The organism is Actinoalloteichus hoggarensis (assembly GCF_002234535.1).
GTDB lineage: Bacteria > Actinomycetota > Actinomycetes > Mycobacteriales > Pseudonocardiaceae > Actinoalloteichus_A > Actinoalloteichus_A hoggarensis.
Genome location: NZ_CP022521.1, coordinates 6,244,619 through 6,269,295, shown reverse-complemented (window position 1 = coordinate 6,269,295; position 24,677 = coordinate 6,244,619). Strand labels below are relative to the sequence as shown.

At 67.2% G+C, this 24,677-nt stretch carries 13 protein-coding genes, 3 rRNA genes and 1 pseudogene; 11 read left to right on the top strand and 6 right to left on the bottom strand.

From position 1 onward, the window contains the following. Positions 1 to 216: 216 nt before the first annotated feature. The 5 genes and pseudogenes from AHOG_RS28940 to AHOG_RS26635 all read right to left on the bottom strand — a co-directional run bounded on the left by AHOG_RS28940 (position 217) and on the right by AHOG_RS26635 (position 6,632). Positions 217 to 2,136, bottom strand: coding sequence for a hypothetical protein (locus AHOG_RS28940; protein WP_157737058.1), 1,920 nt, complete (start codon positions 2,134 to 2,136; stop codon positions 217 to 219). Positions 2,137 to 3,790: 1,654 nt separating this feature from the next. After that, positions 3,791 to 4,414 carry a DNA-3-methyladenine glycosylase I gene (locus AHOG_RS26650; protein WP_093943762.1) on the bottom strand — a complete coding sequence of 208 codons (624 nt, stop codon included), beginning with the start codon at positions 4,412 to 4,414 and terminating at the stop codon, positions 3,791 to 3,793. Next, positions 4,411 to 5,131, bottom strand: a pseudogene (locus AHOG_RS30175) (alpha-ketoglutarate-dependent dioxygenase AlkB family protein). The gene AHOG_RS26650 and the pseudogene AHOG_RS30175 overlap by 4 nt, the downstream one beginning before the upstream one ends. 392 nt (positions 5,132 to 5,523) lie before the next feature. Further along, complete coding sequence (locus tag AHOG_RS26640; RefSeq protein WP_093943761.1) at positions 5,524 to 6,141, bottom strand: methylated-DNA--[protein]-cysteine S-methyltransferase; 618 nt, start codon at positions 6,139 to 6,141, stop codon at positions 5,524 to 5,526. Continuing rightward, positions 6,138 to 6,632 carry an RNA polymerase sigma factor gene (locus AHOG_RS26635; protein ID WP_093943760.1) on the bottom strand — a complete coding sequence of 165 codons (495 nt, stop codon included), beginning with the start codon at positions 6,630 to 6,632 and terminating at the stop codon, positions 6,138 to 6,140. Before AHOG_RS26635 ends, AHOG_RS26640 begins: the two co-directional genes overlap by 4 nt. Before the next feature lie 343 nt (positions 6,633 to 6,975). On the opposite strand from AHOG_RS26635, the gene AHOG_RS26630 reads away from it, so the two are divergent. From AHOG_RS26630 to AHOG_RS26590, 10 genes are all read left to right on the top strand, one after another. Further along, entirely contained in the window at positions 6,976 to 7,467 is a 492-nt protein-coding gene (locus tag AHOG_RS26630; RefSeq protein WP_245856460.1) for an SRPBCC domain-containing protein, read from the top strand. A 141-nt stretch (positions 7,468 to 7,608) separates the two neighbouring features. Then, positions 7,609 to 7,965, top strand: a complete 357-nt coding sequence (locus tag AHOG_RS26625; RefSeq protein ID WP_376700077.1) for a winged helix-turn-helix transcriptional regulator — start codon at positions 7,609 to 7,611, stop codon at positions 7,963 to 7,965. 1,200 nt (positions 7,966 to 9,165) lie between these two features. Further along, a 16S ribosomal RNA gene (locus tag AHOG_RS26620) occupies positions 9,166 to 10,681 on the top strand. A gap of 403 nt (positions 10,682 to 11,084) precedes the next feature. Further along, positions 11,085 to 14,195 (top strand): 23S ribosomal RNA (locus AHOG_RS26615). Between the two features lie 137 nt (positions 14,196 to 14,332). Then, positions 14,333 to 14,449: ribosomal RNA gene (gene rrf, locus AHOG_RS26610) — 5S ribosomal RNA — on the top strand. The 16S, 23S and 5S rRNA genes sit together here, the layout of an rRNA operon. 645 nt (positions 14,450 to 15,094) lie before the next feature. Continuing rightward, positions 15,095 to 16,591, top strand: coding sequence for an SDR family NAD(P)-dependent oxidoreductase (locus AHOG_RS26605; protein WP_093944846.1), 1,497 nt, complete (start codon positions 15,095 to 15,097; stop codon positions 16,589 to 16,591). 339 nt (positions 16,592 to 16,930) lie between these two features. Further along, positions 16,931 to 17,119 carry a hypothetical protein gene (locus tag AHOG_RS28935; protein WP_157737057.1) on the top strand — a complete coding sequence of 63 codons (189 nt, stop codon included), beginning with the start codon at positions 16,931 to 16,933 and terminating at the stop codon, positions 17,117 to 17,119. 186 nt (positions 17,120 to 17,305) lie between these two features. After that, complete coding sequence (locus tag AHOG_RS26600; RefSeq protein WP_093943758.1) at positions 17,306 to 17,863, top strand: hypothetical protein; 558 nt, start codon at positions 17,306 to 17,308, stop codon at positions 17,861 to 17,863. A gap of 429 nt (positions 17,864 to 18,292) precedes the next feature. Beyond that, the gene (locus AHOG_RS26595; protein ID WP_093943757.1) at positions 18,293 to 18,862 is read left to right on the top strand and encodes a hypothetical protein; all 570 of its coding nucleotides are present in this window, start codon (positions 18,293 to 18,295) and stop codon (positions 18,860 to 18,862) included. A gap of 160 nt (positions 18,863 to 19,022) precedes the next feature. Beyond that, a complete protein-coding gene (locus tag AHOG_RS26590) occupies positions 19,023 to 19,904 on the top strand; it encodes a diacylglycerol/lipid kinase family protein (RefSeq protein ID WP_093943756.1) in 882 nt (293 codons plus the stop codon). Positions 19,905 to 19,943: 39 nt separating this feature from the next. On the opposite strand, the gene AHOG_RS26585 is transcribed toward AHOG_RS26590, so the two are convergent. Then, a complete protein-coding gene (locus tag AHOG_RS26585; protein ID WP_093943755.1) occupies positions 19,944 to 21,302 on the bottom strand; it encodes a cytochrome P450 in 1,359 nt (452 codons plus the stop codon). Between the two features lie 642 nt (positions 21,303 to 21,944). On the opposite strand from AHOG_RS26585, the gene AHOG_RS26580 reads away from it, so the two are divergent. Further along, a complete protein-coding gene (locus AHOG_RS26580; RefSeq protein ID WP_093943754.1) occupies positions 21,945 to 24,560 on the top strand; it encodes a M14 family zinc carboxypeptidase in 2,616 nt (871 codons plus the stop codon). Positions 24,561 to 24,677 lie beyond the last annotated feature (117 nt).

Here is a 24,677-nt window from a genome sequence, read left to right as displayed (position 1 = left end):
AACCGGATGCCGACGGATGGCCTTGTCTCGGCCGATCCGCTGTCGGTTCGTCTTCGGCAGGGTCGGCGGAGAGGACTCCTGGCTGCCGGGAAGGGTGCTGACCGGAAGGAGGGATACGCGTGGATCGACGAGTTCGGCGAGGTCCGTGAGCCGCGGGGGTGACGGCTGCCACCACGCCGACGGCCACGCGCGGGACCTGGCCCGCGTCGGCGGACGTCAGTCGGGAGTAGGGGCCGGGCGGCGACTGAGATCGCCGGTCGGGCCGCCGAAGTCGTCCTCGGGAACAGCGGACAGCGTGGGCTCGGGCAGATTCGCCTGGCAGGTCAACACGCCATGGAGGCCGCGTTGCGGCCCGTGGTCCATTCCGACCGATGCCGAGGACGGCATCGCCGGGTTCCCCGCGAACTGCTCCGAACCCGGCGACGCCGGGGACTCCTTCTCGGATGCGGCGGGCGCATCGACCGACGACGGAACGGAAGCCGGCGGCACGCTCGTCACCGCCTGTTCGGAGCCTCCTATCACCGAAGAGTCGAGGCCTGCCGGGCCTCCCTCGGCCGGGGCGGTCGACGCGGACCCGTCGCAGTCCCCAGACCGCTCCGGTGGGCCGTTCTGCGCGTCGTCCTCGAGGGCGGGCCCCGGCGGACGTGGACCATCCGAGGGCGGTGGGACCGGCGAAGACGCCGACAGCGTGGTGGGGAGGAACAGCACCGAGATGTCGACGGATTCCGGCAACAGCACCGAAGCCTGGGACTCCGCCGGCAGAACGGCGGGCAGCTCGGCGAGATCGACGAGGATGCCGGGTCGGGAGGAGCTGATCTTGATGACCGGCCCGGCGGCCAGTCCCGCGCGCAACGGCGTCACGACGTCGTCCAGCACGGTGATCGCCTGGTCACCGAGTCCGGCACCGGAGAGCGAACCGGACAGCGTGGGGACACGGTCCACGTGAGTCTTCAGGCTGTTCGAAGCCGGATCCGTGTCTGCGGGCCTCTCGCCTGACACGGCCTGTCCGGAGACAGCAGGCCGTGACGAGACAGGCCGTGACGAGGCCCCGGCAGGCGACGGGGCGAACGCCGCCCAGGAAGCCGCCGCCCCAGGGGCCGTCGCCTCACCGGGCTGGGCTTCCTCGGCGGGATGCCTCGTCGGAGAGTCCGCCTCGCTCGAGGTCGTCGCCGGCATCGGCGCGTCGAGTACCGCCGCCGAGTGGCCGGGCGCCACCGCCGTCCCGAGGCCGGCTGCGACGGGCGAGGGCGCGTGGCCCGGTTCGGCGCCGAACACCGTCGCCGAGTCCGTGATCGCCGCCGGCTCCGACGGCAGGGCTCCCGTCGCCGGAATCGAGTGCGCAGGGGCCGGGTGTGTCGAATTCGGGCCTGCTTGTGCCGTGTCAGCCGGATTCGTAGGTCGCGGCGTCACGCCTGCCGGCTTCTCGCCTGCCGGGTCCGCGCTGGTCGAATCCTCGCCGGTCGAATCCTCTGCGGTCGCGTCGGTGCCGCCCGAGTCGAACGTTTCGCTCAGACTCGGGCGTGCCTCCACCGAGTTCGTCCCCGCGGACGCCGTACCTACCGCGTCCGCCCCGGCCCCGACCACACCGGTAGGGGGCGCGGCCGCGAGAAGTACCCCGCTGTTCGACGTGGTGCCCTGCGCGGACGCCGCCGACACGTCGTGGTGGGCCGCGCTATTCGCCGCCGAGGCCTCGCAGGTCGGCGGCACCGGCACCGCACTGCTTTCCTCCGGTGCGATACCGCGCGTGTCCGACGGTGGCATCCCCGGCGCGGTGGTCGGTTGATCGTTGTCGATCCCCCCACTGGTGGCCGGGTGCGGCTCACCAGGCACAGCCGCAGGTGCGGGACCCCTGGCGCGGGTCGACGCCCCCGCGTTGTCCGGTCCCGCGTTGTCCGACGACGCCGTGCTCCCGGACGAATCGGCACGTAGCGAGGCGGCCGACACGGTGGCACCGGGCATAACAGTCCGGCTCGCGGATCTGCTGGGATCGCCTGTCAGCTCGACGGCCTCCGCCGTGCCCGCCGATGCGGACAACACCAGCCAGCCGGCTGCCACGATCCCGGCCACGACGGCCAACCGCACCCCGATTCGGCGCAGCCGAAGCCTGTCGCCGTGCTCTGTCGCGGTGCGGAGCACCCTCACCACCACCTGCGGATGACTGGCCTCGTCCCAAGATCACGTGTGATCAGTACGCATTCCCATAGTCGGTGCTTCGTCGGTCGATCACGAGAGGCGCCGCCACTAACCACTCGGAAAGGCGGCCAATCTTTCACCATACGAGTGATTTCCCGTTGGCCAGTCACCTAAAGTGATAGGTGATCTTGTGGTGTCCCGACTCGTGGTCGCCCGCCGGATGGATTGGTGGAGTTCGTACCGTGGGCGCGACCAGCGACAAGTCACCGAGGACACCGTGGAAAGAAGGCGTGCCGAGTATTCTGCCGCTCCCACCAGTGCCGTTGCCGTCCTCACACGGATCGACGTCGAATCGAGTACGTCCGATGGTGAATTCGGTTCCCGGGCCCGCTGCGTCGGGACGGCGACCGGCCTGTGACACGAACGGCGAGACCCTGCCACCAGGCCGATGGGCGCGCGAGGCCGTGCAGGCTTCGACTCCGTACTCATAGGACGACTCCGCCGGTCTCGTTCGAACCGACCGGCGACGCCCCAGGATGAGGATCCGGTCGGCTCGGCGGTTTGGCCGGCCGGCTGGTCCGGGTGGTCCGGCTGGCCCGGGTGGTCCGGGTGGTCCGGGTGGTCCGGCGGCCGGCTGGTCTGGAAGCCGGGTGGCCTGGTCGATCTGGTGGTTCGGTCTCTGGTGGAACCGGTCACCACGTGATTCGGTCGGTCTGGTAGCCGAGTCGGCACGCTGACATATGGTCTGCTCCGCTGCTCCGCTGCTCCGCTGCTCCGCTGCTCCGCTGCTCCGCTGCTCCGCTCCGCACCTCGGTCGCGTCGTCGTCTGGCCGACGGTCGCCGGGATCGGTCGGCCCCGGGGAGCCACAGGCGAAGGCCGGCGCCCGCGCGCCGGGCTGGGAGCTTCTTTGCGGGAGGTGACCGTCCCGCGCAAGGCACTCCGTCGGCTTCAGCGCCTTGGACGATCCGGCTGCCTCATCAGCCCGACGATTCGTTCTCCTCGTGACTCGTCTTCATCGGTTCCGTCTGATCGGCGGGCCGGCCGTGTCGGCGAGCAGCGGTTTCGCGAGTCGGGCACGTTGGGATGGCCGTTGGTCCTGCGCGGGCGCGTCGACCGGCTCGGCGCCGCGTGGGCGACGTGATCGACTCGTCATGCCCTGATCTCCCTACTAGTCCCGGCGTTCCCCGGCGTTCCCCGGCGTGGCCGGTAGGCGATCGGGGTTCCGACGATGTTCGCGCCGCGGCCATGCGGCGGCGCCCACGGGTCAGCCCCTTCCGGACGTGTGCCGACTCTCCGACTCGTGACCTCCGCGAATCCGCGTACGCCGCGTCGGCGTGCCTGCTCGGGCTTCCAGGATCGACCGACTTCCCGCCGTGGAGCGGGGGAGCGCACGGAACAGGCAGACCGGCCATCCGGAAGCAGTCCGGAGCACTCGACAACACGGGAACTCCGACGAGCCGGTTCCGCAGGCGCCTCGGTGTCGCGACTCGTCCCGCCGCGTCGGTTCCGCAGGTCGTCGACACAGCCCGATGGCTGTTCGAGACAGCACTGTCTCGTCGCGGTCTGATCATTTGAGGTTGGGCGCCCTTCGAATGACGGAGTCGGACAGCAGCGCGCGGACGGGATGGGCGGGTAGGTATGGCATCCGACGGCGTCTCAGTCTTCGGGCCACACACCCGAGGCGCCTCGGCGGTGGCTGCTGAGCAGATGGGTGTCGACGATGCCGACAGCCTCCATCAGTGCGAACATCGTCGTAGGACCGACGAAGGAGAAGCCCCGCTTGCGCAAGGCCTTCGACAGCGCGATCGACTCCGGCGAACTCGTCGGTATCTCGGCTATCGTGCGCGGCTTCGGCGTGGCGACAGGTTTGAAGGACCAGATGAAGGCGTCCAGCCCTCCGTCGGAGCGCAGGTCGAGTGTCGCCCGGGCATTGCCGATCGTCGCGAGGATCTTCGCGCGATTGCGCACGATTCCGGTGTCGGACATCAGTCGTTCTACGTCGGCATCGGAATACGCGGCCACCGTGTCCGGGTGGAAATCGCGGAACGCGGTGCGAAAAGCCGGTCGCTTGCGCAGGATCGTCACCCAGGACAGGCCCGCCTGGAACGCTTCGAGGCTGATCCGTTCGAAAAGTTCTTGCTCACCGTGAACCGGCATTCCCCACTCGGTGTCGTAATAGTCACGCAGCAGCGGATCGTTCACTGCCCAGGGTGGTCGGGCCAGCCCGTCGGCGCACAGCACAGTGCCGTCAGCGGACGGAGTGTGGTCTTCCTGGCTCATCGGTCCTCATCTTTCGGTGGGTTCGTCGAACCCCTGTCCTCGTGCTGTTCGCCCAGGCTGTGCTGCGACCGCCCGGTGACTCGTAGGGTGATGTTCACTCGGCCGGCCGACAGGCCGATCTCCGGGTCCGCCGTGTTCGGATAGACCTTCGGAACGCCGTGATATGCCAGGCGTGCGGATCCGCCGAAGACGAACATCCCCAGACGCCAGTGTGACGTCCTTATAGGGACGGGTTCGCGTCTCGGTGTTGCCGAAGCGGAAGAGGCAGGAGTCGCCGAGACTCAACGACACCACAGGATCCGCTGACCGCTCGTCAGCGTCTCGATGCATCCCCATTCTCGCGTGCTCGTCGTAGAAGTTGATCAGCGCTGCATCCGGTGCGTAGCCCGCGCCCGCCGCCTGGTCGTCGAATGCCGCGGCCACCGCCGACCTGCCCAGATCGGCCAGCCAGGACGGTAGCTCGGCGACCCGCGCTCCGTTCACGTCTCCCGCGGTACGGGTGTACCGGTATGGCTGCCAATGCCAACCCAGGCACACCGTGCGCACCGACATTCGACGGCCGCCCGGCATCGCGGCCGCCCGCATCGGCACCGGCCCGCGCGCCCATTCACGACACGCCGCCACCAGTCGTCGCTGCAGCGACGGATCGAGCCAGCCGGGCACGTGAACGGCGCCCGCACTCAGCTCACGACGGCCTGCGGCGAAAAGTGAGTCCACGGTTGTCCCAGCCTCCGGATGGTGGTGTTCGGTCGCCCCTCGGTGTGGCCACGGGTCCGGCTGGGCCTCTGCCGGGGAAGACCGACCTCCCGCTGGCGCGGATGCTCCGCACCTGCGCGCGCCCCTTCGTGTGCCCGTCGACACGCTGGTCGTCTTCCGGCCGTCGAGCGGCGCGGCGTGTGTCCCGGCCCGCAGCCTCCTCCTGACACCTGCGGCACGGTCGTGGGATGGAAGCCGTCGGCCGGTCTCGACGGCCGCCTCGCCGCTCGCCGTCCTCCCGCCGCCGTTCTCCCGCCGGCGTCCTCCCGCCGGCGTCGCTCCGCCCTCCTTCCTCGCATCGTTCACCTGTGCCTGGCAGGGCCGGGCTCTGCTGCCTTGCGTCGCTCCTATCGTCATGCGGTCTCCAAGTCGAGCAGAGTGTGCTTCGCCTCGGCGCCGCCGACATAGCCGCCGGTGGAACCGTCGGAACGGACGACTCGATGGCAGGGAACGACCACCGGCAGGGGATTGGTCGCGCAGGCCGTCCCGACGGCGCGCACCGCCTTGGGGCTTCCCGCGGCGACGGCGACCTCGGCATAGCTGGCCGTACGGCCGTAGTCGATCGCAGGCAGCGTGCGCAGCACGGTCTGTCGGAACCCCTTTGAGAGGCTGAGGTCCAAGGGAACGTCGAAGCGCCTGCGGTTGCCTTCGAAGTACTCCTCGAGCTGTCTGATCACCTCCTCCAACCGGTCGGGAACATGCAGAATGCGTGGACTGATGCGCTCGGCGAGGATCTCCAGAACATGGTCGTGATCTTCGGATGCGTAGGCCACCCTGGCCAGTCCGTGCCTGGTGGCGGCGAGCAACAGGACGCCGACAGGGGTGTCGACGGTGCGGTAGACGACGTCGACCAGTCCGGCGGCTCCTGCTGCCGTGGCCAAGCGTGCGTGGAGGCGCTCCGTCGTCGCGACGTCGACGAAGCTGATCGGCTCGAGGAGCGTGGCGGCCTCCGGCTCGGCGACATGGTTCATCTGGTCTCTCCTCGTGATCCGGGGCGGCCTGCATACGTCCTGCGCAACGTGCGGATGCCGTCGGCAGCGGCGCGGCGTGCCGACTCGGCGGTCCCGCCCGTGATCTCGGCGATGTCCTTATGCGGCAGTCCGCCCAGATAGTGGTAGGCGACCGACTGGCGTTGCTTGGGCGGCAGCGCCTGGAGGGCGCTCCAGAGATCGTGGTCCCACGCTTCCGGAAGCCCGGTGGTGGCGGGTCGGTCCGGCACCTCCTCGGCGATGGTGACGGGGTCTCTGGCGCGCGTTCTGGTGATGTCGATCGCCTTGCGGTGGGCGATGGTGACCAGCCAGGCCTGGACGTTGGCGGTGCGGTCGAGGTCCGGGTATGCCCGTAGTGCGGCGAGGAAGGTCTCCGACCAGGCATCTTCGGCGTCTGCCTCGCCGACGACGGCCCGACACACGCGCAGCACCATGGACCCGTGCTCGGTGACGATCTGCTCGAAGGGCTTCATGCTCACATCAGGTAGACGTGCGGGCGCGGTGGAACGTGAGGTGCGGGACTCGCGCATGACCCGATCGATATCGATCTCCAGTCGGGCGCCCGCCCTCGTCGCCGTGGGAGAACGCGGCTCACGGCCGCACATCGACGTGAGCGAGCCGTCTCCGCCTGCCTCTGTTCGTCCCCGACCCGCTGCCGTGGTCCGGGCCGGGCAAGACGTCGGCCGTTCACCGGTGCCGCTGCGACGAGCCGATCTACGCCGTGTTCAACATGCAGCATTGGGAATATAGCCATGTTGGCATATAGTGATCACGTCCGCGGGCCGACGTCCGGGACCGCGAAGGAACGGAGTCGACATGCTGACCGCCTCGGGAACGACCGACGACGGACGTTTTCGTCTGCGCTTCGAGCGCGACCTGCACCATCCCCCGGCCACGGTCTGGCGGGCGTTGACGGAGGTCGACGAGCTGCGCCGATGGTTCGTCGACATGCTCGACTACGAACGGACCGTGTTCGCGGCCACACCGGGCGCGGAGCTCCGCTTCGTGCCGAGGGCCGAGTACGCGGGACTGCCCGTCGGCCTCGGGGTGGTCACCGAGGCCGAGCCGCCGCGGCTCCTCGAGTACACCTGGGGTGACGAGACCCTGCGGTGGGAACTGACGGGCGACGGCTCGGGAGGCTGTCGGCTGGTGTTCACTGCCGTCTTCCCCTATCGCGGCGACGCCGCTCCCAATGCGGCGGGCTGGCACGTCGGTCTGGAACGACTCGTCGCGATCCTGGACGGCCGTGAGTACGACCTCTCGGGTCTCACCGAACTCGAGGCGGACTACGCCCGGCTGTTCGCCTGACTCCGCCGACCGGAGCGGGGACGTCCGTCGGCGGCGGGCGCACCCGGACGCGCCCTCGTCGATGCGTTCCCGCCGCGATCCGGCCTGCTCCTACGATGCGGGCGACTGCTCGGACGGACACTCGGAAGTGGAGGCTGGATCGTGGCGAGAAGGCCGTTCGACTGCGGAATCGACGCGGCGGTCGACGTCATCGGCGGCAAGTGGAAGGTACTGATCCTCTGGGCGCTGGACTCCGGACCACGACGCTCCGGCGAGCTGAGGCGCATGCTTCCGGGCGTCAGCGAGAAGATGCTGACCCAGCATCTCCGCGAGCTGGAGGCCGACGGCGTCGTACATCGAGAGGTCCATGCGGAGGTCCCACCCAGGGTGGAGTACTCCCTGACCGAGCTCGGAATCACGCTGAACACCGCGTTGGAGCCGCTGGGCGAGTGGGGAAGGCTGCACAAGCAGCGCATCGAGCGGGCCCGCGGCATCGGCGGCCGAGGAGACGACGACTGAGGAGACGTGGTGACGGCACCGCGTCGAATCGCTCGGTGCTCGGTTCGCCACCGGCGCAGGCGGCCGCGGTCGGCGGCACACGAGAAGTCGTTGTCGACCCGGTCGCCGCTCGGCTTCGGCCCAGCAGGCTTCTCGACGAGCGGCCCCGCAGGTACTCGACCCGCACACCGAGCGGCGCCTCGTCCGCCGACAGCGCCGACGAACTCCAGACGCACGCATGCCCTCCCGGCGGCGCAGGTGCGGCCCGGACTGGGTTCTCACGACGCCGTAGCGCCCTGACCAGCCGGTTTGACTCCAAGGCATGGAGATGAGTACTTTCTCCTCTGCCGCAAGGAGCACCGGACGGAACAGGACTTCGAGAGCCTGGCGGGGACGGTCGAGAGAGCGGTTCGGCGTGGTGGTAGTCTTCACCAGGTCGGACAGAGTTTCACCGGGTCGTGTGGCTTGACGCCACGTCACGGACCGGGTACTGTTTTGCGGCAACCCCCAACTGGTGACGAAGTTTCTCGGCGCGACACGTGCGCGGGGAAGCAGAGTACGTATGCACGGGTTCAGGCCAGGTCGAGTTCACGCAGAACTGCGATCGCCAAAGGATTCGTGTAGGCAGCCAGTCGGGTTTTGATAACCGGATATCTCGCGCGCTTCATCGGCGCAAATCGCTCGACAGAGCCGATTTGACACGGTGATCAACGCAAGACTACGGTTTTGAAAGCTTAATATCTCGCAGACGAACGTCCGGTCTGAAGTGCTGTGACTGCAGCGCCGATTTGACACGGAGATCAGCGGCGGGATACGGTTTGACTTGATGAAATGAATACGGTTCGGTTGGTGGTCGGTGCCTTGAGGGTGTTGGTCGTCGGTTGCTGAATCGGGTGTCCGCTTCGGTGGTTCTCCCGATTTGACAGACTGAAAATCGACTTGCTAAGGTTTCACCACAACGAGCCGAGAGAAACACTGAGTGGGATTGCCCGGCAGGGTGGTCTCGGGTGTGGCTCGCATGGTTTTGATAATGTATGAAGATGACGGCGTGGGCCGCTGAAGCTGCTTTCGGGTGGTGTGGGTGGTGGTGCGCGTGTTCTTTGAGAACTCAACAGTGTGTCGAGATAATAGCCAGCAGAGCTTGTTTGGTTGTATGATAATCCTCCGTGTGAGGATTCCTTTGAGATGTAAGATCAGTCATGGTCTGGTTCTCATCATTCATTGATGGAGAGTTTGATCCTGGCTCAGGACGAACGCTGGCGGCGTGCTTAACACATGCAAGTCGAGCGGTAAGGCCCTTCGGGGTACACGAGCGGCGAACGGGTGAGTAACACGTGGGTAACCTGCCCTGCACTTTGGGATAACCTCGGGAAACCGGGGCTAATACCGGATAGGACATGCCATCGCATGGTGGTGTGTGGAAAGTTCCGGCGGTGTGGGATGGGCCCGCGGCCTATCAGCTTGTTGGTGGGGTGATGGCCTACCAAGGCGACGACGGGTAGCCGGCCTGAGAGGGCGACCGGCCACACTGGGACTGAGACACGGCCCAGACTCCTACGGGAGGCAGCAGTGGGGAATATTGCGCAATGGGCGAAAGCCTGACGCAGCGACGCCGCGTGAGGGATGACTGCCTTCGGGTTGTAAACCTCTTTCAGCGCCGAAGAAGCGAAAGTGACGGTAGGCGCAGAAGAAGCACCGGCTAACTACGTGCCAGCAGCCGCGGTAATACGTAGGGTGCGAGCGTTGTCCGGAATTATTGGGCGTAAAGAGCTCGTAGGCGGTTTGTCGCGTCGGCTGTGAAAACCTGGGGCTTAACCCCGGGCGTGCAGTCGATACGGGCAGACTTGAGTTCGGCAGGGGAGACTGGAATTCCTGGTGTAGCGGTGAAATGCGCAGATATCAGGAGGAACACCGGTGGCGAAGGCGGGTCTCTGGGCCGATACTGACGCTGAGGAGCGAAAGCGTGGGGAGCGAACAGGATTAGATACCCTGGTAGTCCACGCCGTAAACGGTGGGCGCTAGGTGTGGGGGATTTCCACGTCCTCCGTGCCGTAGCTAACGCATTAAGCGCCCCGCCTGGGGAGTACGGCCGCAAGGCTAAAACTCAAAGGAATTGACGGGGGCCCGCACAAGCGGCGGAGCATGTGGATTAATTCGATGCAACGCGAAGAACCTTACCTGGGTTTGACATGCACCGGACAGCCTCAGAGATGGGGTTTCCGCAAGGTCGGTGTACAGGTGGTGCATGGCTGTCGTCAGCTCGTGTCGTGAGATGTTGGGTTAAGTCCCGCAACGAGCGCAACCCTTATTCCATGTTGCCAGCACGTGATGGTGGGGACTCATGGGAGACTGCCGGGGTCAACTCGGAGGAAGGTGGGGACGACGTCAAGTCATCATGCCCCTTATGTCCAGGGCTTCACACATGCTACAATGGCCGGTACAAAGGGCTGCTAAGCCGTGAGGTGGAGCGAATCCCAGAAAGCCGGTCTCAGTTCGGATCGGGGTCTGCAACTCGACCCCGTGAAGTCGGAGTCGCTAGTAATCGCAGATCAGCAACGCTGCGGTGAATACGTTCCCGGGCCTTGTACACACCGCCCGTCACGTCACGAAAGTCGGTAACACCCGAAGCCCATGGCCCAACCCGTGAGGGGGGGAGTGGTCGAAGGTGGGACTGGCGATTGGGACGAAGTCGTAACAAGGTAGCCGTACCGGAAGGTGCGGCTGGATCACCTCCTTTCTAAGGAGCATGACTCTCGCGTGGCCGCTGATGTCCAGTGTTTCTGGGTGTGGGTGGTCGGGTGGGGTTGGGTCGTCTGACTGCCCGTGTGTGGTGGTGGCGGCCTGCTCAGTGGATGTGGACTGTTGGTTATCTCGGGGTTGTCTGCTCTGGTTGTTCTGGTGAGTACTGTCTGCTGCTTCGGTGGTGGTCGTGGAAAGCGGGATGTCGGGGTGGGTGGTTTCGGGTCGGCACGCTGTTGGGTCCTGAGGGAACACGCCTTGTCGGGTGTGTTGTCTTCAGTTGCGAAGGAATGTCGGGTCGTCTGTGGCGGTCAAACTGCGCTCTGTGGGGGTGTGGGTGGTCGTGTGGCGGGTGGTCTGGTTGTTCTTTGAGAACTACACAGTGGACGCGAGCATCTTTGTGGCAAGTTAGTAAGGGCATACGGTGGATGCCTAGGCATCAGGAGCCGATGAAGGACGTAGGAGACTGCGATAATCCTCGGGGAGCTGTCAACCGAGCTATGATCCGAGGGTGTCCGAATGGGGAAACCCGGCATCCGTCATGGGGTGTCACCCGCACCTGAATATATAGGGTGTGTGGAGGGAACGCGGGGAAGTGAAACATCTCAGTACCCGTAGGAAGAGAAAACAACCGTGATTCCGTGAGTAGTGGCGAGCGAAAGCGGAAGAGGCTAAACCGTGTACGTGTGATACCTGGCAGGGGTTGCGTATGCGGGGTCGTGGGACCGACTGGTCAGTGCTGCCATGCTGGCAAGGAGTGAGAAAACGTTGTGGTTAGCGGAAGGTGTCTGGAAAGCACCGGCGTAGAGGGTGATACTCCCGTACGCGAAAACCTGGCGTCTCCTGGTCGTGTTCCCAAGTAGCAGCGAGCTCGTGGAATTTGCTGTGAATCTGGCGGGACCACCCGCTAAGCCTAAATACTTCCTGATGACCGATAGCGGACTAGTACCGTGAGGGAAAGGTGAAAAGTACCCCGGGAGGGGAGTGAAATAGTACCTGAACCCGTGTGCCTACAAGCCGTCAGAGCCTTTCGGGGTGATGGCGTGCCTTTTGAAGAATGAGCCTGCGAGTTAGTGATGTGTGGCGAGGTTAACCCGGGTGGGGTAGCCGTAGCGAAAGCGAGTCCTAAGAGGGCGTTGGAGTCGCATGTCCTAGACCCGAAGCGGAGTGATCTACCCATGGCCAGGGTGAAGCGCGGGTAAGACCGTGTGGAGGCCCGAACCCACCAGGGTTGAAAACCTGGGGGATGAGCTGTGGGTAGGGGTGAAAGGCCAGTCAAACTCCGTGATAGCTGGTTCTCCCCGAAATGCATTTAGGTGCAGCGTCACGTGTTTCTCATCTGAGGTAGAGCACTGGATGGCTAATGGGCCCTACAAGGTTACTGACGTCAGCCAAACTCCGAATGCGGGTGAGTGAGAGCGTGGCAGTGAGACTGCGGGGGATAAGCTTCGTAGTCGAGAGGGAAACAGCCCAGAACACCAGCTAAGGCCCCTAAGTGTGCGCTAAGTGGGAAAGGATGTGGGGTCGCCCAGACAACCAGGAGGTTGGCTTAGAAGCAGCCATCCTTTAAAGAGTGCGTAATAGCTCACTGGTCAAGTGGTCCTGCGCCGATAATGTAGCGGGGCTCAAGCGTACCGCCGAAGCTGTGTCATTCACATGTGTGCTCGGCCTGGCTTTCGGGTCAGGTCTAGGTGTGTGGATGGGTAGGGGAGCGTCGTGCATCGGGTGAAGCGGCCGTGTGAACGAGTCGTGGACGGTGTGCGAGTGAGAATGCAGGCATGAGTAGCGAAAGCAGAGTGAGAAACTCTGCCGCCGTATGACCAAGGGTTCCTGGGCCAGGTTATTCCGCCCAGGGTAAGTCGGGACCTAAGGCGAGGCCGACAGGCGTAGTCGATGGACAACGGGTTGATATTCCCGTACCCGTGTGGATGCGCCCATGGCGAGGCTGGTGATACTAACCGCCCGGATCATTGTTGCCCTTTCGGGGGTGGTGGTGGTCTGCGCGGGACCTGAGCTGGTAGTAGTCAAGTGATGGGGTGACGCAGGAGGGTAGCTCCGCCAGTGAGTGGTAGTACTGGTGTAAGCGTGTAGCCTGCTCTGATAGGTAAATCCGTTGGGGCGTGAAGGGTGAGACGTGATGCGTAGCCGAATGAGGCGAAGTAGAGTGATCCCATGCTGCCGAGAAAAGCCTCTAGCGAGTATCTTCGCGGCCCGTACCCCAAACCGACACAGGTGGTCAGGTAGAGTATACCGAGGCGATCGGGTGAACTGTGGTTAAGGAACTCGGCAAAATGCCCCCGTAACTTCGGGAGAAGGGGGGCCGTGTGGCGTGAAGCCCTTTTCGGGCTAGCGTTGTGTGGCCGCAGAGACCAGGGAGAAGCGACTGTTTATTAAAAACACAGGTCCGTGCGAAGTCGTAAGACGATGTATACGGACTGACGCCTGCCCGGTGCTGGAACGTTAAGGGGACCGCTTAGCTCTTCGGGGCGAAGGTGAGAACTTAAGCGCCAGTAAACGGCGGTGGTAACTATAACCATCCTAAGGTAGCGAAATTCCTTGTCGGGTAAGTTCCGACCTGCACGAATGGCGTAACGACTTCTCCGCTGTCTCAACCACAGGCCCGGCGAAATTGCATTACGAGTAAAGATGCTCGTTACGCGCGGCAGGACGGAAAGACCCCGGGACCTTTACTATAGCTTGGTATTGGTGTTCGGTTCGGCTTGTGTAGGATAGGTGGGAGACTGTGATGTGGTCACGCCAGTGGCTGCGGAGTCGTCGTTGAAATACCACTCTGGTCGTACTGGATGTCTAACCTCGGACCCTGATCGGGTTCAGGGACAGTGCCTGGTGGGTAGTTTAACTGGGGCGGTTGCCTCCCAAAGGGTAACGGAGGCGCCCAAAGGTTCCCTCAGCCTGGTTGGCAATCAGGTGTTGAGTGTAAGTGCACAAGGGAGCTTGACTGTGAGACTGACGGGTCGAGCAGGGACGAAAGTCGGGACTAGTGATCCGGCACTGGCTGGTGGAAGCGGTGTCGCTCAACGGATAAAAGGTACCCCGGGGATAACAGGCTGATCTTGCCCAAGAGTCCATATCGACGGCATGGTTTGGCACCTCGATGTCGGCTCGTCGCATCCTGGGGCTGGAGTAGGTCCCAAGGGTTGGGCTGTTCGCCCATTAAAGCGGCACGCGAGCTGGGTTTAGAACGTCGTGAGACAGTTCGGTCCCTATCCGCCGCGCGCGTAGGATACTTGCGGAAGGCTGTCCCTAGTACGAGAGGACCGGGATGGACGAACCTCTGGTGTGCCAGTTGTACCGCCAGGTGCATGGCTGGTTGGCTACGTTCGGGAGGGATAACCGCTGAAAGCATCTAAGCGGGAAGCCTGTTCCTAGATGAGGTGTCCCACCCCTTTGTGGGTTAAGGCCCCCAGCAGACCACTGGGTTGATAGGCCCGAGATGGAAGCCTGGTAACAGGTGGAGTTGACGGGTACTAATAGGCCGAGGACTTGCTATGAAGGTGCTACGCGTCCACTGTGTGGTTCTGAAGGAACAATTGTTCCTGTCCGGAACAGGTCTGGGCCACCCCCCCTTTTTTTGGGGGGGTGGGTTCGGGTGTGTTGGTGGGTGGGGATGGTGTTTCTTCGCAGGTGTGTCGGTGGTCATAGCGGTGGGGAAACGCCCGGTCCCATTCCGAACCCGGAAGCTAAGCCCTCCAGCGCCGATGGTACTGCACCCGTGGGGGTGTGGGAGAGTAGGACGCCGCCGACCTTTACCTCAACCGATGGGTGGAGGGGAGACTGGTTGTAGCACCCTTGTGTGTGGTGCTCCCGGTTTTCCCTCCACCCATTTTTTTATGCTCTGGCGTGGTGGGTGGTACGGGTGTCATGGTCGAGCGTTGGCGCTCCCGGACCCCCGTACCAACCTCCTTCCCCGTTCGAGCCTGGAGGAACACGGGGACCGGGGTCGGGTGAGAAAGCCTGATCCCGCCCGATTCGGGGCGGACTGCGGCGATGCGGTCGCCACCGTTCTACGAGCCGGGGCGACGGGTTCGCATGGACGGCAGGCTGGGTTCGGTGGATGAGACCAGCGAGGAAGGCTTGCCCGGCCGTGGGCAGGACCGCGTCCCGGGCGGGCGGTTCTCCGGATGGCACTCCGCTGCGACCGGGCAGGCGAACCGGGGCGAGGGAACGCCCAGCGGTAGCCGGCTCTACTGGCTGCCCGTAGTCGGACGCGGTGTCCGTCGGGGCAGGGCGAGCACGGACCGGGTCTCGCGCAGGCGGGCACTGCCGGTTCTGCTCGGTCGACGGCGCGGCCGGTTGCCGGCTGGTGCTCACCGGCCGAAGCCGTGGGGCGACGGCCTCCACGTACAGTTCCGGCGGCGTGTGCAACGTGGGAGTGGAAGCGGTGAGTGAGATGACGGTGCGCGGGATCGACGAGGCCCGGCAGGAAGCGGCGACGTCGACGTCGGGCTCGGCTGCCGGCATCGACCCGGAGCGCCTGGCGGCCTGTCTCGCGGTGCTCGCCGAGGTCCAGGAGCTTCCCACCGAGCATCCGGATGCCGTGGCGGTCCGACGTGCGACCGCAGGCATCTACAAGACGGTCCGGAAGAAGCGGCGCAATGCCAGGCGGGACGCCCAGCGCCGGGCCGATGACGCGGTGATCGCGGCTACGGCCACCGGTGCGCCGGGGCGCATCGACGACGAGACGCGCGGACTTCCGCTGGTCTCCTCGGTGCAGGGCGCTACGGCGGGGACGTACCAGCGGGCCCGCTCGTGTTACACGTGTAAGAACCGCTATCGCGAGGTGGACGCCTTCTACCATCAGCTCTGTCCGTCGTGCGCGGAGCTGAACTGGAGCAGGCGGGACGCGCGCACGGACCTGACAGGAAGGCGTGCGCTGCTCACCGGCGGCCGGGCGAAGATCGGTATGTACATCGCGCTGCGGTTGCTGCGGGATGGGGCGCATACGACCATCACCACTCGCTTTCCGTCCGACGCGATCCGTCGATTCACCTCGATGCCCGACAGCGGCGACTGGCTGCACCGACTACGAGTGGTCGGCATCGACCTTCGGGACCCGGCCCAGGTGGTGGCGTTGGCCGATTCTGTGCGCGAACAGGGGCCGTTGGACATCCTCATCAACAACGCGGCCCAGACCGTGCGCCGATCGCCGGGTTCCTATGCGCCGTTGGTCGCGGCCGAGTCGGCGCCGCTGCCTGCCGGCCCGCTGCCGGAGACCGTCACCTTCGGGCATTCGGCGGCGCTGCACCCGGCCGCGTTGGTCGGGGCGGTCGCCGAGGCGGGCGTGAGTGCGCAGTTGACCCCGGACGCGGTGACGGCCCTGGCCTTGACCGCCGATCCGTCGGCGCCCGCGCGGCTGGCCTCGGGCGCCGTCGTCGACGCGGGCGGACTCGTGCCGGACCTGGGTGAGCACAACAGTTGGACGCAGCATGTGCAGGAGGTCGAGCCGACGGAGCTGCTGGAAGTGCAGCTCTGCAACATGACGGCGCCGTTCATCCTGGTCAGCAGGCTACGGTCTGCGATGGCGGCGTCCCCTGCGCGACGGAAGTACGTCGTCAACGTGTCGGCGATGGAAGGCCAGTTCAGCCGGGCCTACAAGGGGCCGGGTCACCCGCACACCAACATGGCCAAGGCCGCGCTGAACATGCTCACCAGGACCAGCGCCGAGGAGATGCTCACGGACGGCATTCTGATGACGAGCGTCGACACCGGCTGGATCACCGACGAACGACCGCATACGTTGAAGGCACGGCTCGCGGAGGAGGGCTTTCACGCCCCGCTCGATCTCGTGGACGGCGCGGCGCGGGTGTACGACCCCATCGTGCGTGGTGAGGCGGGCGAAGACCTGCGTGGCTGTTTCCTGAAGGATTACGCACCGTCGCCCTGGTGAGGGGCCCTTTCCGGCCGGCTGCCCGGGGGTGGCCGCCGGGGCTCGGATTGATGTCCGGTCGGCTCGGGTAGCCGCGCGGCGGCTGCTGCCGCCGAAGGGGACGTCCCAGCTCGGTTCCCTCCCCACCGGACAACTCGACACGGAGTTCTGGAGCGGACGTCCCTGGCCGCTGTCCGTGCCCACAGTCCGCCCTATGGTCCGGCCGGGGCCGGGCAGGGCTCGGAGGTTGTGCGGCGGCCTCCCGCTGCTTACGCCTCCCGCTTCTCGGCGCGTCCGCCTGCGGGCCGGGCACCGATCTCGACGGGGGCGATCCCTTGGCGCCCGTCAGGGACGGCCCCGGTGGAGGCCGACGAGGGCACCCCTGAGGTCGGGGCACGGCTGATGGCCGACCGCGCGGTCGCCGAGCAGGATGCGCTGTCGGAGAATCTCGCGGTCACCCACTCCGGTCACGCGGGCACACGGGGATGCGACCACGCGCCTGCCGCCGGGAGCACCACGCCTGGCGGCCTGGCCCGAGTAACAACATGAGGCGTGGCGCGTTCGTCCTGGTCACTGCCCGATGACGGGCCCCCGTGCGTGCCCTGCCGGCAGCCGCGACCGTGGGCCGGCAACCTGGAGCTGGTGACGTGCGTCTCTTCCTGTGAATGCACGGTGATGACTGCGGCAGCGGGTCAACGGGTAACCGATCTCGCCGCCGACCAAGGGGAGCTGAAGATGGGAAAGCGGTTCAGGGGCGTAGCGGTGGCGGCCGCGACGGGCTTCACCCTCGCATCGGGCCTGGTGGCGATGAGTTCGGCAGCCTTGGCGGCGGAGGGCACGGCGGGTGCCTCGGCGTCGGCGCAGGACGTCCGCGACGTCGACTGGCGGAACACCACCTTCCCGGTCTCGGAGGTAGGCGGCTGCCCGCCCGCGACGGTGACGTTCGTCGACGGCGCCGGGGAGACGGAGGACCGGGTGTATCGGTTCGCTCCCGACTCGGAGATCGTCTATGGCGACGTGGTCGGCCACGGCGGGGAGTCCGCGTTGCTGATCATGCAGTGCGGGCCGCGTAATTCGGAGTACTCGACCGCGGTCGTGGGGGTCGACGTCGATGAGAGCGGTCGCATCTCCAGCCTTGGCACCGCCGGCAACAAGGCCACCTGGGAGATCGTGCCGGTCGACGTCGCGATCTGGCACGGTGACGTCGCGGTGCGATTCGAGGACTTCGGGACCGGAGAGTTCACCAACGAGTACTACCGTTTCGTCTCCGGCGAAGGGTTCGTGCGAATCTGACGGCCGGTGTTCCGCCTCGGCCCGGTTGTTCTGTCACGGGTGAGCGGCCGCGATTCGCGGCCGCCATGCCGTCCTTCCTCCCGATGGTGTCTTCCCCCCCTGCTCCTTCTGCGCGCCGCGGCGGTCACCGTCGCCGAGGTCATGCCACCGAGTAGTAACGCCGGGTCGCCCGTGGGCCGCTCGCCGTGGTGGGGACGGGCGAGTGCGGTCGCGGGGAGGGGCCCCGGACCACGTCGAAGGCCTCGACGTGGGTGTTCGGGTGCGCCGTCGCGCTGCGGCGGTCGGGCGCCGCCTCCGCATCACTCGTCCATATGGTGACGTTCGATGCGCTCACCAGCACAGCGAGGCAGGCTGCTGGCGGATGGCGAACCGGTGCGGCGAGTCCCGCGCATCGATCGCCGAAGGCACGGCAGAGCTGAGGTGAGTCGCATGAGCGGGTCGGGAACCAATCCGCTGCGGAAGATCGGAACGGCTGCGTGTGCTCTCGGGCTGGCGATGGGCGCCCCGCCCGCCGACGAGCGACGGTCGAGGCCTGCCGCGCCTCGCGCCGCCCGTGAGGTCGACTGGGCCGCCGCCCGGTTCGTCCTGACCGCGTCCGACCGGTGTACGGCCCCGACGATCCGACTCGTCGACGGCGCGGCCGGTTCGCCAGGCGACCTCTACCGGCTCGACACCACCCTCGGAAGTGCGCGGGGGATCGTCTATGCCGACCTCACGGGCGACGGGCGGGACGACACCCTGCTGACGCTGCGATGCGAGCTGCCCGGTGCGACGACCATGACGGTGATCGCCGCCATGGCTGTCGACGCGGGCGGTGCGGTGCGGCCGCTGGGCACCGTCTTCGTCCCGGAGGTCTGGACGTGGCAGCCGACGGACCTGGCGGTCTGGCACGGCGACATCGCCCTGCGGATACTCGACGTCGACACGGGACGTTGCTGGACTCGCTATCGACGCTGGTCCTCGCCGGCCGGTGGATTCGTGCGCATCGACGGCGACTGAGCCGTCCGTTGTTCGCCGATGCCTGCGGTTCGCCGAGGCGCGATCGCGTCGAGTACGGCTCGCACGGCGTGCCTCGGCGGAGCCGCCGTCCGGACGAAAGGCACGGCGGTCGGGGGAAGCGAGCTGGGTCCAGGGAGTTCCGGCGCTCTACTGTCGGTTCGTGCCCCCCTTCGATCGCGCCGTCCTGGTCTACAACCCGAACAGCACCGGCTCGGCCTCCCGACTGGCGGAGGGACTGCGCGCCGACCTGGCCGAACGCCTGCCCGACCTGCCCGTCAGTCTGCTGCCCACGCGGCATGCGGGCCATGCCCGCGAACTGGCGGCGGAGGCGGCGCGCGACGGCAGCCCGCTCATCGTGTCGGTCAGCGGCGACGGCGGATACAACGAGGTGGTCGACGGGGTGATGCGCGCGGGGCAGACCGATGCCGTCTGCACGGTGCTCGCCGCAGGCAATGCCAACGACCACCATCGTGTCCTTCGGAACCGCCCGCTGATCGACTCGATCGTCGCGGGCGCCGTCCGACGCATCGACCTGCTGAGGCTGACGGTGACCGAGGGGAGAGACGTCCGGGTGTGCCACGCCCACTCCTACATCGGGCTCGGTCTGACCCCGGTCGTCGCCGTCGACCTGGAGAAGGGCGGCAAGGGTTCCTTTCGAGAGATCGTCACGGCGGTGCGCACCTTCGCCCGTCACAGGCCGTTCACCATCATCCGACCGGACGGCACCCGACACCGCTTCGACAGTCTCGTCTTCGCGAACATCCCGGAGATGGCCAAGTACGCCACCCTGAGTGAGCACGGCCGCCCCGACGACGGACTCTTCGAGGTCGTCGCCATCGCGCACACCGCGAAGTGGCGGGTGCTGGGCACGGCGCTGCGGGCGGCCGTGCGCGGACTCGGACCACAGCCCGGCGTCCGGGAATACGAGTTCACCACGTCGGCACCGACGCCGATGCAGATCGACGGCGAGGTGATCAGGGTCGCCGAGGCCGCCGACGTGCGAGTCGAGGTGCTTCCCGGCGTGTTGGCCACGCTGTTGTGATGTCGACGCCGCTGTGACGGCGGGCGGGCGCCGCGCCGGTCAGCGTGGGACGACTCGGCAGCGCATCGGGCCGCGCACGCTGATGGTGGTGCCCTGTTCCACGGGGACGTCGACGTCGACGGCCTCGATGCGGTGGCCACGCAGGACCGTCGCCAGCGCGAGCACCGACTCCAGCATGGCGAACCGCCTGCCGATGCACGCCCTGGGGCCGCCGCCGAAGGGCAGCCAGGCGTACCGGTGTCGGGCCGACTCCTTCTCCTCGGTGAACCGCGTCGGGTCGAAGCGTTCCGGGTCTTCCCAGTGGTCGGGATGCCGGTGGAGAGCCCACTGAACGAGGATCACGTCGGAGCCCGCGGGAATCCGCCGGCCGTCCACCTCGACGGCGATCTTGTTGCGGCGGCCCACGGCAGGCGCGGGCGGATACAGTCGCATGGCCTCCTTCAGGACCATCGTCAGGTAGGGCAGCCGGTCGACGTCGGCGGCCTGGGGCTCGGCGCCGCCGAGCACCCGGTCGACCTCGGCCCTGGCCTCGGCCTGCTCGGCGGGGTGTCGCGCCAGCAGGTGCAGGGCGAAGGCGAGTGCGGTGGCCGTCGTCTCGTGCCCGGCGAGCAGGAAGATGAGGACGTGTTCGCGGATCTCCACGGGATCGAGCCGCTCCCCGTCGGCGCCTTCCGCGCCGGTGAGCTGAGCCAGCAGGTCGGTGCCCGTCTCAGTGGGCTGCTGCTGCCGATCCCGGGCCGCGATGATCTGATCACAGACCTCATACAGTTCGGCCTGCGCCGCGTCGGCCTTGAGGTTGGCGGGCGTCGGCCAGTTCCTGGGCACGTTCCGCGGCGCGAAGCCGCGCCGCTGGGTATGGGTGGACAGGATCGGGAAGCATCGACGCACGGCGGGGATCATCTCGCCGGCGTCGGCGCCGAACAGGACGCGGCTCACGGTGCGGAGGGCGAATCGGCTGGTCTCGCCGAGCACGTCGACGACCCCGTCCTGGGCGTCCGCCCATCCCGTCGTCATCCGCCCGGCCTCCTCGCGGATCGCCTGTGCGTAGAGGTCGACCCGGCGGGGGGTGAACAAGGGCTGGATGAGCCGTCGCTGCCGTTGGTAATCCTCATGCTGGCTGGTGAGCAGCCCGTTGCCGAGAGCCTCTCGCGCCTCCTGATAGAACTGGTTGTCCTTGCCGAAATCGGCGGCCTTGGTCGCGAGCACCTCCTGTGCTCCCTGCGGGGAGAAGACCGCGTAGAAGGTGGCGCGCAGGCCTGGCGGGCCCGCGATGAAGCGGACGACGTCACCGTGCTCGGCGCGGGCCCGCTCGTAGGCTTGCAGCGCGCCTCGCCGGAGTTCGAGCATCGAGCCGATCACCGGCAGTCCGCTCGCGCTTGGAATGTGGTCGACGGTCATGGAGTCCTCCCGTGCGCGACTATGTCGAGACGAGGCTTCTCCGACGTCGGGACTCGCGCAATGATCTTGCGGCGGGAACCACTGATTCGGACGATCGACGACGAGCCGACGACTGTGATCGGGCCGGCTCCATCGTGTCGTCGGGCCCGTGCCATCCGGTCCGCGTACTCGGCGGAGCCGGCTGGGACCAGCCGATGCCGACGGTGCCGGGGTCGACGTCGAGTCCCACCGCGTGCATCGTGTGCAGGGCGTCCTGCCGTAGGAGGTCTTCGTCGGGGGGCTGGTGCGCCACCGCGCTGCCGAGGTGATGGACCCGGGTAGGCGGCCACGCCGGGTGAAAGAGGACCTCCAGGAGGTACTCCCGGACCGACGTCGGAATCGCCGCGTGCATTCCATGGCGGCACCGCCGACGGCGGCTCGGCCGTCGCCGGCGAGCTGACACTCCAGCACGGCCGTCTCGCCTCGCGTCAACGGCCGCGGCAGCACGAGTTCCGCCACGACGACGTCGGCCGTGATCGACCGTCGTGGTCCGTGACGACCGTCTCCAGCGGCCGCACCACAGGGTGAGACGGCGTTGACTGCCTGATCACGCCCCGCATACACACAGAGGACACACCTGCTCACCGCGCCAGAGGAGTCCCGTTGTCCTTCCGCCGTATCGCCGCCGGGCTGTCCGTCGCGACGTTGGCCGCCGGTGCGTTCCTGACGGCCGGCCCCGCCGTCGGAGCCCGGCCGTCGGCTCCCGGCGCGTCCGCCGTCGACGTCGGGTCGTGGCCCACCGACGTCGACGAACGTGACGCGCTGTCGGTCGACGATCACGTGGACGTCGCCGCCGCCGACAGAGTCCGTCCCATCGGCGAGAACAGACCCGGCGCCCCCGGCGGCCGGACCCTGGCGGGAGTTCCGCCCACGCTGGACGATCCCGGCGAACAGCGGGGATACCCGCGCCAGACGCAGCTTCGCGTCTACCCGGAGGACCCGTCCGATCGGTCGATCAAGCTGGGTCTGATCCCGTATCACGCGCTCGCGCCCCGGCTCAACGAACTACAGGCCGACAGCGACCGGGTCTCCGTCGAGGTGCTGGGGGAGTCGGTGCTCGGCCGTGACGTGTATCTGGTCACGGTGACCGCCCCTGAGACGGCGGAGGAGACCGCGCGCCAGCACGCCTGGCGGGAGAAGATCAACGCCGATCCGGCGGCCGCCGCGCGGGACGACGGGCTGCACACGGACTACAAGGCGCCGGTCTGGTTCAACGCCAACATCCACGGCGACGAATGGGAGGGCACCGACGGGTCGCTGCGGGTGATCGAGCACCTGGCCTACTCCGAGGACCCCGAGGTTCATGAGCTGCTGGCCACCTCGCGGTTCTACTTCACCGTCAGCCACAATCCGGACGGCCGGGTCGCGGGCACCCGGCAGAACGCGGCGGGCTTCGACCTGAACCGCGACCTGGTGACGGTGGCCAATCCCGAGACAGAGGCGGTCCGGCAGGTGGCGATCGACACGCAGTCGCTGGTCATGCTCGACCTGCACGGCTACGTCAACCCGACGCTGGTCAGCCCGAACACCGCGCCGCACGTGCAGAATGCCGAGTACGACCTCTATCTGAAGCACGCCTACCCCAACGCCCTGGGCATCGAGCGGGCACTGGCGGAGCTGGGGCACCCGGAGACACGGCGCGCCGACATCCCGATCCGGGATCGTGAGCCGGGCGAGTGGGACGACTGGCTGCCGATGTATGCGCCGATGTACGCGATGCTGCAGGGCACGCACGGTCACACCGTCGAGGTTCCGCTGCGGGTGAACCGGCAGGACTACGTCCAGCAACCGGCGCATGAGCTGCGCAGGCGGTCCTCGGTGAACACCGACGTCGCGGAGACCGCCATCTGGGGGACCGTCGACTACGTCGCGGCCCATCGAGACGAGCTGGTGGCCGACCAGATCGAGTTCTTCCGCCGGGCGAACGCGGGCGAGCAGCAGCGGCATATCCCGGACGAGTTCATTCCCGGCTTCGGCGAGGCGGACCGGTACACGACGGAGTTTCCGCGTGCCTACGTCATCCCGGCGGGGCCCGCGCAGTCGTCGCCGCCCGCCGTGGCGCGGCTGGTGAACCTGCTGCTGGCGAACGACGTCGAGGTCGGTGTCGCCGACACGCCGATCCGCCTCGGCGGCAGGCGGCATCCCGCCGGCTCCTACGTCGTCGACCTGCACCAGCCCAAGCGGGCCATCGCGAACTCCATCCTGGAGGACGGCGCGGATCTGTCCGAGCGGGTGCCGCGGACCTACGCCAACTCCGCGCTGAGTCACGGGCTGCTGTGGGGCGCCGACGTGGTCGCCGTCGACGAGGAGGCCGTGCCCGCCCTGCGGCAGGTGGCCGAGGCGGCGCCCACGGGTGGTGTGTCGGCGGCTCCCGGCCGGGATCTGGCGATCACGCTGTACGACGGCGCCGACGTCAGGGCCGTGAACGACCTGCTCGGCGCGGGCCACCAGTTGAGCAGGCTCGACGACGGCACCGTGGTGGTGCCCGCGCAGGCCCGTCCCGCCGCGTCGGCAGCCGCACGGGAGCACGGCGTCCAGTTCGTGCTCGCCCCGGAGGGCGTGGGCACGCCGTTGGAGCATCGGCCGGTGGTCGCCGCGGCGGGCGGTCTCGACGAGATCAAGGCGCTGCGCGAGCTGGGCTTCGATGTACGCCCGGTGAGCACCGAGCGGCTGAACGCGGGCTTCGACTGGTCTCGGATCGATGTGCTCTACGTGGGATCGGGCCTGGAGACGGCGGCCCTGACGGGCGAGGCGCGTGCGGATGTGGACGCGTTCCTCGCCGAGGGAGGCGTGGTGGCCAGGGGAGCCGCCGGGGCAGCGCTCAACGAGGCGGCGGACCTGCTGCCCGCGACCACCGTGCGCGGCCGGCCGGACGCCAACGGCATCGTGTCGGTGACCAGCGGTGACGGTGTCCTGCGGGACCAGGGACGGCCGCATTCGTTCGTCTACGCGCCGCAGTGGTTCACCGATCTCGGGGAGGGCGTGGCCGTCGAGCAGCGCTACGCCGAGGCGGAGGTGCTCACCGCCGGACATTGGATCGCCGCCGCCGACGGCTCGGGCGGCCAGTCGGATGCCGCGGGCAGGCCCGCGTTGATCTCCGGGCTCGGCGAGCGCGGCGCGCCGACGGTGTTGTTCGGGACCGAACCGTTGTTCCGGGACCATCCGAAGGGGCTCTACGCACAGGTCGGCGCGGCGGTGTTCTGGACGGCGACCGGCTGAGGCACGTGGCGAGACCGGTCGGCCGGACGCGGTGGGTGGGGCGTCGGCACTCCGCCGCGACTCCGGCGGTCGGTCCGCGTCGCGTGCGGGGCGCCGATCGTGGTGGGAGCCCGGGCG

Coding starts and splice junctions, on each gene's coding strand:
- AHOG_RS26650 (WP_093943762.1), bottom strand. CDS start 4,414: ATGAGCCAGGAAGACCACACTCCGTCCGCTGACGGCACTGTGCTGTGC.
- AHOG_RS26640 (WP_093943761.1), bottom strand. CDS start 6,141: ATGAACCATGTCGCCGAGCCGGAGGCCGCCACGCTCCTCGAGCCGATC.
- AHOG_RS26635 (WP_093943760.1), bottom strand. CDS start 6,632: ATGAAGCCCTTCGAGCAGATCGTCACCGAGCACGGGTCCATGGTGCTG.
- AHOG_RS26630 (WP_245856460.1), top strand. CDS start 6,976: ATGCTGACCGCCTCGGGAACGACCGACGACGGACGTTTTCGTCTGCGC.
- AHOG_RS26605 (WP_093944846.1), top strand. CDS start 15,095: ATGACGGTGCGCGGGATCGACGAGGCCCGGCAGGAAGCGGCGACGTCG.
- AHOG_RS26600 (WP_093943758.1), top strand. CDS start 17,306: ATGGGAAAGCGGTTCAGGGGCGTAGCGGTGGCGGCCGCGACGGGCTTC.
- AHOG_RS26595 (WP_093943757.1), top strand. CDS start 18,293: ATGAGCGGGTCGGGAACCAATCCGCTGCGGAAGATCGGAACGGCTGCG.
- AHOG_RS26585 (WP_093943755.1), bottom strand. CDS start 21,302: ATGACCGTCGACCACATTCCAAGCGCGAGCGGACTGCCGGTGATCGGC.